General features: G+C 66.3%; 7 protein-coding genes and 1 pseudogene. 7 read left to right on the top strand and 1 reads right to left on the bottom strand.

Annotated features, from left to right (window positions below; translation table 11 throughout):
- The 3 genes and pseudogenes from NCCP_RS14670 to NCCP_RS14660 all read left to right on the top strand — a co-directional run.
- Positions 1–184 (top strand): annotated as a pseudogene (locus NCCP_RS14670) (hypothetical protein); the annotation flags it as partial.
- A 39-nt stretch (positions 185–223) separates the two neighbouring features.
- Positions 224–556, top strand: coding sequence for a cupin domain-containing protein (locus NCCP_RS14665; protein WP_149958031.1), 333 nt, complete (start codon positions 224–226; stop codon positions 554–556).
- 12 nt (positions 557–568) lie between these two features.
- On the top strand, positions 569–1,906 hold the full coding sequence (locus NCCP_RS14660) for a flavin monoamine oxidase family protein (RefSeq protein WP_149958030.1): 1,338 nt from the start codon (positions 569–571) through the stop codon (positions 1,904–1,906).
- Between the two features lie 834 nt (positions 1,907–2,740).
- Here the strand turns inward: NCCP_RS14660 and NCCP_RS14655 are convergent.
- The gene (locus NCCP_RS14655) at positions 2,741–3,358 is read right to left on the bottom strand and encodes a TetR/AcrR family transcriptional regulator (protein WP_149958029.1); all 618 of its coding nucleotides are present in this window, start codon (positions 3,356–3,358) and stop codon (positions 2,741–2,743) included.
- Positions 3,359–3,597: 239 nt separating this feature from the next.
- Between NCCP_RS14655 and NCCP_RS14650 the strand changes: the two genes are divergently transcribed.
- The 4 genes from NCCP_RS14650 (at position 3,598) to NCCP_RS14635 (ending at position 7,778) form a co-directional block, all read left to right on the top strand.
- The gene (locus NCCP_RS14650) at positions 3,598–4,419 is read left to right on the top strand and encodes a MoaF C-terminal domain-containing protein (RefSeq protein ID WP_149958028.1); all 822 of its coding nucleotides are present in this window, start codon (positions 3,598–3,600) and stop codon (positions 4,417–4,419) included.
- A 101-nt stretch (positions 4,420–4,520) separates the two neighbouring features.
- Positions 4,521–5,948: an aldehyde dehydrogenase family protein gene (locus NCCP_RS14645; RefSeq protein WP_149958027.1), complete on the top strand. Its 1,428-nt coding sequence runs from the start codon at positions 4,521–4,523 to the stop codon at positions 5,946–5,948.
- Positions 5,949–6,056: 108 nt separating this feature from the next.
- Positions 6,057–6,821, top strand: a complete 765-nt coding sequence (locus NCCP_RS14640; protein WP_149958026.1) for an SDR family NAD(P)-dependent oxidoreductase — start codon at positions 6,057–6,059, stop codon at positions 6,819–6,821.
- A 129-nt stretch (positions 6,822–6,950) separates the two neighbouring features.
- Positions 6,951–7,778 carry an SDR family NAD(P)-dependent oxidoreductase gene (locus tag NCCP_RS14635; RefSeq protein ID WP_149958025.1) on the top strand — a complete coding sequence of 276 codons (828 nt, stop codon included), beginning with the start codon at positions 6,951–6,953 and terminating at the stop codon, positions 7,776–7,778.
- The last annotated feature ends 305 nt before the right edge of the window (positions 7,779–8,083 follow it).

Here is an 8,083-nt window from a genome sequence, read left to right as displayed (position 1 = left end):
GGTCATCGGCGCCCTCTCCTCCGAACTCTCCGGATACGGAGGCCCACTCGAACTGGCCATCGGCGTCGGCATCCTCCTGCTGTCCCTGATCCTCTACGTCATCCGCCGCCGCTTCCAGGACCGCATGCCCCTGCTCCGCGAACCCCACACACAAAACCCCTCAACCCACGCACACCACTCCTGATCCACTCCCGAAATTCACACCACCAATAGGAGAAACACCATGTCCCAGGTCTTCCACGCCCAGCACGACGCCACCGCCTTCGAACCCTTCGCGCTTGGCAGCGTCCAGTGGCTGCGCCGCCCCGGAGACAACGGCAACGAGAAACTCTCGGGCGGCATCTGGCAGATCACTCCGGAAGAGGCCCCGGAGCCGTTCGACCTGCCCATCGACCAGGACGAGACCATCTACATCGTCTCCGGGCACCTGCGCATCGAGGTCAAGGGCGGCGATACCCTCGACCTCACCGCGGGCTCCATGGCTTCCCTGTCGGAGGGCGCGATGACGCGCTGGACCGTCCTGGAACCCACCGTCGAGTTCTTCGTCTACAGCTAAGGCAGCACTGCAATGGAAACCTCTGACGTCATCGTCATCGGCGCAGGGTTCGCCGGACTCACCGCGGCCCGCGAACTCTCCCGCCGCGGCCACGGGGTGACCCTCCTGGAGGCCCGCGACCGCATCGCCGGGCGCACCCACCTTGAGGAGCACCTGGGCCGCAACCTCGAGCTCGGCGGCACCTGGGTGCACTGGTCCCAGCCCTATGTCTGGGCCGAAATGGGACGCTACGGCATCAACCCCGTGCCCGGGCCCGACTTCACGAAGGCCTACTGGATCGCCGGCGGCACCTCCCGCCAAGGCCGCGCCGAGGACCTGCTGGAACTGCTCGATGCCCCTAACCGGGCACTGCTGGCCGAGGCCCGCCGCTACTTTCCGCTGCCCTGGTCGCCACTGGCCAATCCGGAGGTCGCGGACATCGACGGCATCACCCTTTCCGAGGCCATCGACCGGCTCGGCCTTCCCGAAGACCAGCGCCGGCTCCTGCGCTCCTTCTGGGCGCTGAACTTCAACGGCAAGCTCGACCAGGCCGCCTACACCCAGGCCCTGCGCTGGTGCGCCGCCGCTTCCGGCTCCTGGCAGCTGATGTTCGAAACGTGCGCCACCTTCAAGGTCGAAGGCGGCACCCGGCGCCTGGCCGAGGCGATCCTCGCCGACTCCACCGCGGACCTGCACCTGAACCAACCGGTCGTCGCCATCGTCCAGGACGAATCGGGCGTGATCGCGCAGACCGCGGACGGCCAGCAGTTCTCCGCACGACAGCTGGTCCTGGCCCTGCCGCTGAGCGTGCTGGGCGACATCGACATCCAGCCGGCCCTCTCGCCTGCCAAGCGCCAGGCCGCCGCCCGCGGCCAAGCCGGACGCGGAGCCAAGCTGTGGATCAAGGTCAAGGGCCGGCAGGAACGATTTGTGGCCATGGGCCCGGAAAACGCACCGCTGAACTTCGTCCAGGCCGAATACATCGACGAAGACACCACCACCCTGGTCTGCTTCGGCCCCGACGCCGCGGCCATCGACGTCAACGACCCCGAGGCAGCCCAAGGCATTCTCGACCTCCTGGTCCCCGGCCTGGAGGTCCTCGAGGTCGCCGGGCACAACTGGGTCGATGACGAATACTCCCGCTCCACCTGGCCCATGCACTACACCGGCTACCTCACCGGATCCCTGGCCGAGCTCCAGCGCCCCGAAGGCCGCATCCGGCTGGCCGGATCCGACTTCGCCAACGGTTGGGGCGGCTTCATCGACGGGGCCATCGAAAGCGGACTCGACGCCGCCCGCGCCGTCACCTCAGCCCTCGCCGCTGAAACTGCCCGTTCCGCCCTCCCCACCCAGCCAGTCCTCTCGGCCTAGCGGACACCAGACAGGAGAACACGACATAACCATCGAAGCCACCAGTTTCGCCACCCACGAGGACCTTCTCGCCGTCATCGAGCCGGCCGCGGGGGGCCGGGAGATCCTGGACCCTGCCACCGGCGGGGTGGTGGGCCGGGCACCTGAGAACATGGTGGCGGACCTGGAGGCCGCGCTGGGCCCGGCCCGCATCGAGGGCCTCAAGCACCTCGCCCAACACGAGGTCATCAACCACTAGACCCAAAAGGTGGGACCGCCCCACGGGGCGGTCCCACCTTCGTCCCCCGCCGCAGGTCCAACGATTACTGAGTAGTTACTGCCCTGAACGGCTTTCGCGGTTACACAGCGCTGGGCCCGCCAGCCAGCCTCATCCGCGACCTGCGACGGGGCCGGGACCATCCGCAGTGCAGAAAAGACCTTAGACGGCAGGCTTGAGGACACCGAGACGGCGCAATGGAAGCCGCGGCGGACCGGGTGCACGATGCCTCGCTGCACCACCGTTCGCTCCGACGCGGTCACGACCGCCGCGGACAGGTCCGGAAGCGACGCCGCAGACCGCGCTGGAAACATGCTCGGGACCACGGCTCCTCAGCCCGGAGAAAACCCGCAGCCCGGACCGGACGGCCTGGGCACCATCCCCGGCCCGGATCCGGGCTTCCCCGTTCCTGGCGTATGCGAGCAACCTCCGCCTGACCGATAGTCTCCGGCTGCGGGGATCTGTTATCGCCCTCGCCATCCCGGCTGCGGACTCGAGCACGGCCTTCGCGTTTTGGATCAGGCCACACCCTTACGCGCCGCCTTTCTTAAAGCTGCGCGAGGAGGCACTTCCCCAGGTCAGGCGAGGTCTGCCTGGGAGGGGACCTTGTAGCCCGGGGCATCCTGGCTGTGGTCTACGGCGGAGGCCAGCAATTGCCCGACCCGCTTCACCGCCGCCCTGATACGAACGGGATCGCCGATGGTGAGGAACTGGAGCATGAGCCCGTCGAGGGCGGCAAATACGGCACTGCACAAGTCGTCATCGGCTTCCACGCCTCGGCGGCGCAGCCCATCGTGGACCGACGAGACATAATTTTCGTACAGCCGGCGCGATGAGTCACGCAGCTCGGGATGACGCCGGGCCTCCAGCAGCATTTCGAACTGGAACAGGTGCACTTCAGGCTCCGCGGAGACCGAGGCTATCAAGGCGTCCACGTATCGCTCATCGAAGTCCGCGAACAGCGCCAACTCAGTGTCTTTGATGGCCCGCTCGACGGCAAGTTCCATCGTGGCGTTGAGCAGCGTTTCGATCGAACCGAAGTGGTGCGAAATCAGGTTGTGGTTAACGCCTGCCTCCGCCGCAACCGCCCGGTAGGTCACCCCCCTAAGCCCTTTGGTGGCCACGATCCGCATCACCGCAGACATCAGCGCTTCGCGTCCCGCTCCATAGGACGGGCGCCCCGCTTCGTTGTTCATGGGACGAGTCTAGGGGCCGTTGAACCGGGAACCGTGATTTCACAAATCCAGACAAGCCATCTTGACGAGCAAACTATACATACGTACAGTTTGAGGAGGTGATCCACCCCACACAGGACGCTCAACGGTGGGTATGGCAGTCCAATCCCCCACATCGACCGGCTCCACGGCGAGGCCTGCCTCCCGCGTCCGATGGCCCGGGGTTCCCCAGAACGACAACAACGAACGGATATAACACCATGGCGAGCAGCAACAGCAGCGCGACCACCCGCATCGACGACAAGGGGTACGTTCCCCAAGATGAGTGGCCGGCGGTGACGGCCATGCTCGAAGGCTTCGGCGACCCGTCCCTCCCGGCCAGCGACAAGCTCGAGGGAACCTCCCTCGAAATCGTCTTCGACAACGGCTGGACGATCACCCACGCCTTCGAAGGCAACCACCTGACCTGGACCATCACGTCCGGCGAAGGGGTCGGCGCGACCGGTACGCATCCGTACCGGGCTGTGGAAGTGCGCGAGGAGATTTTCTACGTCGACTTCCTCAAGGGCGAAGGCACCCAGACCCACGATGTCACCATGATCATCAACCGCGCCGACGGGAAGGTCACGGTCGCGGATTCCTCCTTCGTCAACCGCAACGGGGAGGTCCGCATGCACACCGACTTCCTCTCCGGCCGGGTCGCCGGCACGGGCGAGATCGAACCGCGCGCGGAGAGCAACGAACTCGTGGGCAAGCGCATTTTCTACCGCTACAGCGCCACCGAGCGCTACGAGCACATCTACCTCAACTCCGGCACCTTCGTCTGGTACTGCATTGAAGGCGCCGAAAGCGGTCTCGGCGACGTGGACCCCATCCGGGTGTTCGAGCTCGCCGACGGCATCGTGCTTCTCTACTGGAGCGAAACTGTCATGCCGGTTGAATCATTCGTCGTCATCGACCTGACCAACGAGCGCTCCATCGGGCGCATGTTCTGCTGGGACGGGCCGACCCTGGCACCCATGCACCTGCCCTTCGACAGCCAGTTCACCGTGTTGAACGAAACGCGCTACCCCGCCGAATAAGGCCACGGGCGGTTGACCAGCCACCGGCACCGCGCCCCCAAACTTCCGCCTCCTCCACGCCCACCAGCCCTCACTACGTGCAACATCCCAAAGGACAGGACATGACCATCGAAGCCACCAGTTTTGCCACCCACGAGGACCTGCTGTCCGCGGTCGAGCCGGCCGTGGGGGGTCGGGAGATTAAGGATCCGGCCACCGGTGAGGTGGTGGGGCGGGCGCCTGAGCATACGGTGGCGGATGTGGAGGCTGCGATTGCCTCGGCCCGTGCCGCGCAGCCGGGCTGGGGGGCGCTGTCCCACGCGGAGCGCTCCGGGTTCCTGAACAAGGCCGCCGATGCCATCGAGGCCAACGCCGAGGCCCTGGCGGTGCTGCTCTCGCGGGAGCAGGGCAAGCCGCTGAACGGACCGAACGCCCGCTTCGAGGTCGGCGCGTGCGCGGCGTGGCTGCGCGCGACCGCCTCTTTCGAGATTGAGCCCGAGGTCCTCTTCGATGACGAGGGCGGACGCGCCGAGCTGCACCACCGCCCGCTGGGCGTGGTGGGCGCGATCGGGCCGTGGAACTGGCCGATGATGATCGGCATCTGGCAGCTGGCCCCGGCGTTGCGCATGGGCAACACCGTGGTCATGAAGCCTTCCGAGTACACCCCGCTGTCCGTGCTGGGCCTGGTCCACGTGCTGAACACGGTCCTGCCCGAGGGCATCCTGCACGCCGTGTCGGGGGGCCGGGACGTGGGCGAGGCCCTGGCCGGGCACCCGGAGGTGGACAAGGTCATGTTCACCGGTTCCACCGCCACGGGCAAGGCGATCATCCGTTCCTCCGCCGACACCGTCAAGCGCCTGACCCTGGAACTGGGCGGCAACGACGCCGGGATCGTGCTGCCCGACGCGGACCCCAAGGCTATCGCCGAGGGATTGTTCTGGGGTGCGTTCATCAACACCGGCCAGACCTGCGCGGCGCTGAAGCGGCTCTACGTGCACGAGGACATCTACGAAGAAACCGTCACCGCCCTGGCGGCGGTCGCGGCCGCGATGCCGATGGGTGTGGGGCTGGATGAGAACAACGTGCTGGGCCCCCTGCAGAACAGGGCCCAGTACCAGATCGTCGCGGACCTGGTCCAGGCCGCGAAGGAGTCCGGGGCGCGCATCGTCACCGGTGGCAACCCGGACGAGTCCCAGCCCGGGTTCTTCTACCCCACCACGCTGGTCGCGGACGTCGACAACGAAAACCCGCTGGTTGCCGAGGAACAGTTCGGACCCGCCCTGCCCATCGTGAAGTACTCCACGATCGACGAGGCGGTGGAGATGGCCAACGCCCTGGAGGTGGGCCTGGGTGCCTCGGTCTGGTCCTCCAACCGGGACGCCGCCCGCGAAGTCGCCGCCCGCATCGAGGCCGGCACCGTGTGGATCAACAAGCACGGCGCCGTGGACCCGCGCATGCCCTTCGGCGGGGCCAAGCAATCCGGCTACGGACTCGAATTCGGCGTCGAGGGCCTCAAGCACCTCGCCCAACCCCAAATCATCAACTACTAGACCCAAACGGCGGGACCGCCCCACGGGGCGGTCCCGCAAACCCGACAACAACGAAGCGTCCGGCAACTCCGGACGCTCTCCCGGTAACTGAGGCAATGGAGCAGACCGATGGACATGCAGTTGCGCGACCGCGTGGTCCTGGTAACAGGGGGTGCCTCCGGTATTGGCCGGGCCTGCACCGAGGTCCTGGCCGAGGAAAGTGCGACCGTTCTGATCGTGGACCGGAACCCGGAAGGCTCCACGGTGGCGAGCCAACTCCGGAAAGCCGGCCATTGGGTGGAATTCGTCCAAGCCGACCTCACGGACGAGTCCGATGTTCGGATGGTCGCCCACACCGCTCGGGATCTTTTCGGCCGCCTGGACTCGGTCATCGCGTGCGCCGGGATCTCCGGGCCGGTGGGACAGCCCGCGGCAGAGGTCTCGGTGGAAGACTGGGACCGCGTGATGGCGGTGAACGTACGGGGCAACTTCCTGGTGGCTAAACACTCCATTCCCCTGCTGAGCCGAAGCGAGGCACCGTCGGTGGTGTTCCTGGGGTCAGATTCGGCGCTGGTCGGATTCGAGGGAATGACCCCCTACTGCACCTCCAAAGGGGCGGTTCTCATGCTCACAAAGTCCCTGACTGTGGACTACCCACAGATCCGTTTCAACTGTCTATGTCCCGGCATCGTTGATACTCCGATGTCCCGGGCCGACCTGGGCCAGGACGAAGGCTTCGCCGGAGCTGGCCTGCCGGTGATGCAACCGGGCCAAGTAGCCCGCCACGCCGTCTTTCTGGCCTCGCCGGTCAGTGCACCGATCAACGGCACCACTTTGGTGGCGGATTTTGGCTACACGGCTCGCTCAGCTCTGCCCACGCTGGGCTTCAGCTGACATGTGCCCCCGCTCCAACCGTGCGACAAGCGGCCCAGCCGCCCACCAAAATCCGGCGCAGAAACCTGGGACGGCGCCCCGCTCCCCCGCATCACCGGTAGCGTTCCCCCCCAACAGCAAGGACTCCAAATGACCAAGAACCCCGTAGCCATCGTCACCGGCGGAGGAACAGGCATCGGCGCCGCCACTGCCGCCGTCCTCAGGGCCCAGGAATGGGACGTTGTCGTTTGTGGACGGCGGCCCGAAACGCTTGAAAACGTCGCCCGGTCCACAGGAGCGATCCCCGTAGTTGCCGACGCCGCATCCGCAGAGGACGTGGACCGACTGGTCGAAACCACCCTTGAGCGATTCGGGTCGATCGACGGCCTGGTGCTCAATGCCGGCATTGTCCGCCCCGGGACGGTGGGAGAGTTGGCCACCGACGACTGGGACGCCATGGTCCGCACCAACCTGACAGGTCCTTTCCTTCTGGCCAAGGCCGCCCTGCCGCATCTGATCGCCACCGGAGGATCAATCGTGGGCATCGCTTCAGCGGCCGCCCTCCGGGCCAGCGCAGGCATTCCCGGATACAACGCCACGAAAGCCGCACTAACGATGCTCATGCAGTCCATTGCCGTGGACTATGGGCCCTCCGGGGTTCGTGCCAACGCCGTTTGCCCGGGATGGACCAGAACCGAAATGGCCGACCTCGAAATGGAAGAATACGGCGCCGAACTCGGGCTGGAACGGGAGCAGGCCTACTCCGTAGCCACCGCATTCGTACCCAGCCGACGGCCGGCCGAAGCGGAAGAAGTCGGGAACATCGTCGCCTGGCTGCTCTCCAAGCATGCCTCGTACGTCAATGCGGCCGTGATCCCGGTAGACGGCGGAATGGTGGCTCTCGACCCGGGTTCCCTGGCGCTGGATCCACGGGTAACGATGTCCGACGTTTCCTCTCATCAGAGTTCCCGCCCGTGAATCGGCCCTAAAGTCTTCCACCTGCCGCCGTCTCCCTGAGGCCGAACCGTCCACGGCCCCACGGCCCAGTGCATCTCTTGCTGCGGGGTCCCGTTTCCCCTGCACCGTTTCTTCTTTAAACCCCTCAACCCTTCTGTTGAAAGGCCGGCCCATGGCTGAGTTGACCCACCCCACCGAAGCTCCCCCGGCGCTGCACCGCACGTTGCGGTGGCAGGACGCGTTCGCCCTCGCGATGGCCGTCTCCGGGGGCCTGTTCGTCTCGTTCGGACCGACCATGGCCGCGATCGGTGCCCTGTCGGCGCTGT

The organism is Zafaria cholistanensis, from assembly GCF_008580665.1.
Taxonomy (GTDB): Bacteria; Actinomycetota; Actinomycetes; order Actinomycetales; family Micrococcaceae; genus Zafaria; species Zafaria cholistanensis.
This window is presented reverse-complemented; position numbering and strand designations above follow the sequence as displayed.

What these genes read in the sequence shown, in the direction of transcription:
- NCCP_RS14665 (WP_149958031.1), top strand. Translation starts at nt 224, where the DNA reads ATGTCCCAGGTCTTCCACGCCCAGCACGACGCCACCGCCTTCGAACCC.
- NCCP_RS14660 (WP_149958030.1), top strand. Translation starts at nt 569, where the DNA reads ATGGAAACCTCTGACGTCATCGTCATCGGCGCAGGGTTCGCCGGACTC.
- NCCP_RS14655 (WP_149958029.1), bottom strand. Translation starts at nt 3,358, where the DNA reads ATGAACAACGAAGCGGGGCGCCCGTCCTATGGAGCGGGACGCGAAGCG.
- NCCP_RS14650 (WP_149958028.1), top strand. Translation starts at nt 3,598, where the DNA reads ATGGCGAGCAGCAACAGCAGCGCGACCACCCGCATCGACGACAAGGGG.
- NCCP_RS14645 (WP_149958027.1), top strand. Translation starts at nt 4,521, where the DNA reads ATGACCATCGAAGCCACCAGTTTTGCCACCCACGAGGACCTGCTGTCC.
- NCCP_RS14640 (WP_149958026.1), top strand. Translation starts at nt 6,057, where the DNA reads ATGGACATGCAGTTGCGCGACCGCGTGGTCCTGGTAACAGGGGGTGCC.
- NCCP_RS14635 (WP_149958025.1), top strand. Translation starts at nt 6,951, where the DNA reads ATGACCAAGAACCCCGTAGCCATCGTCACCGGCGGAGGAACAGGCATC.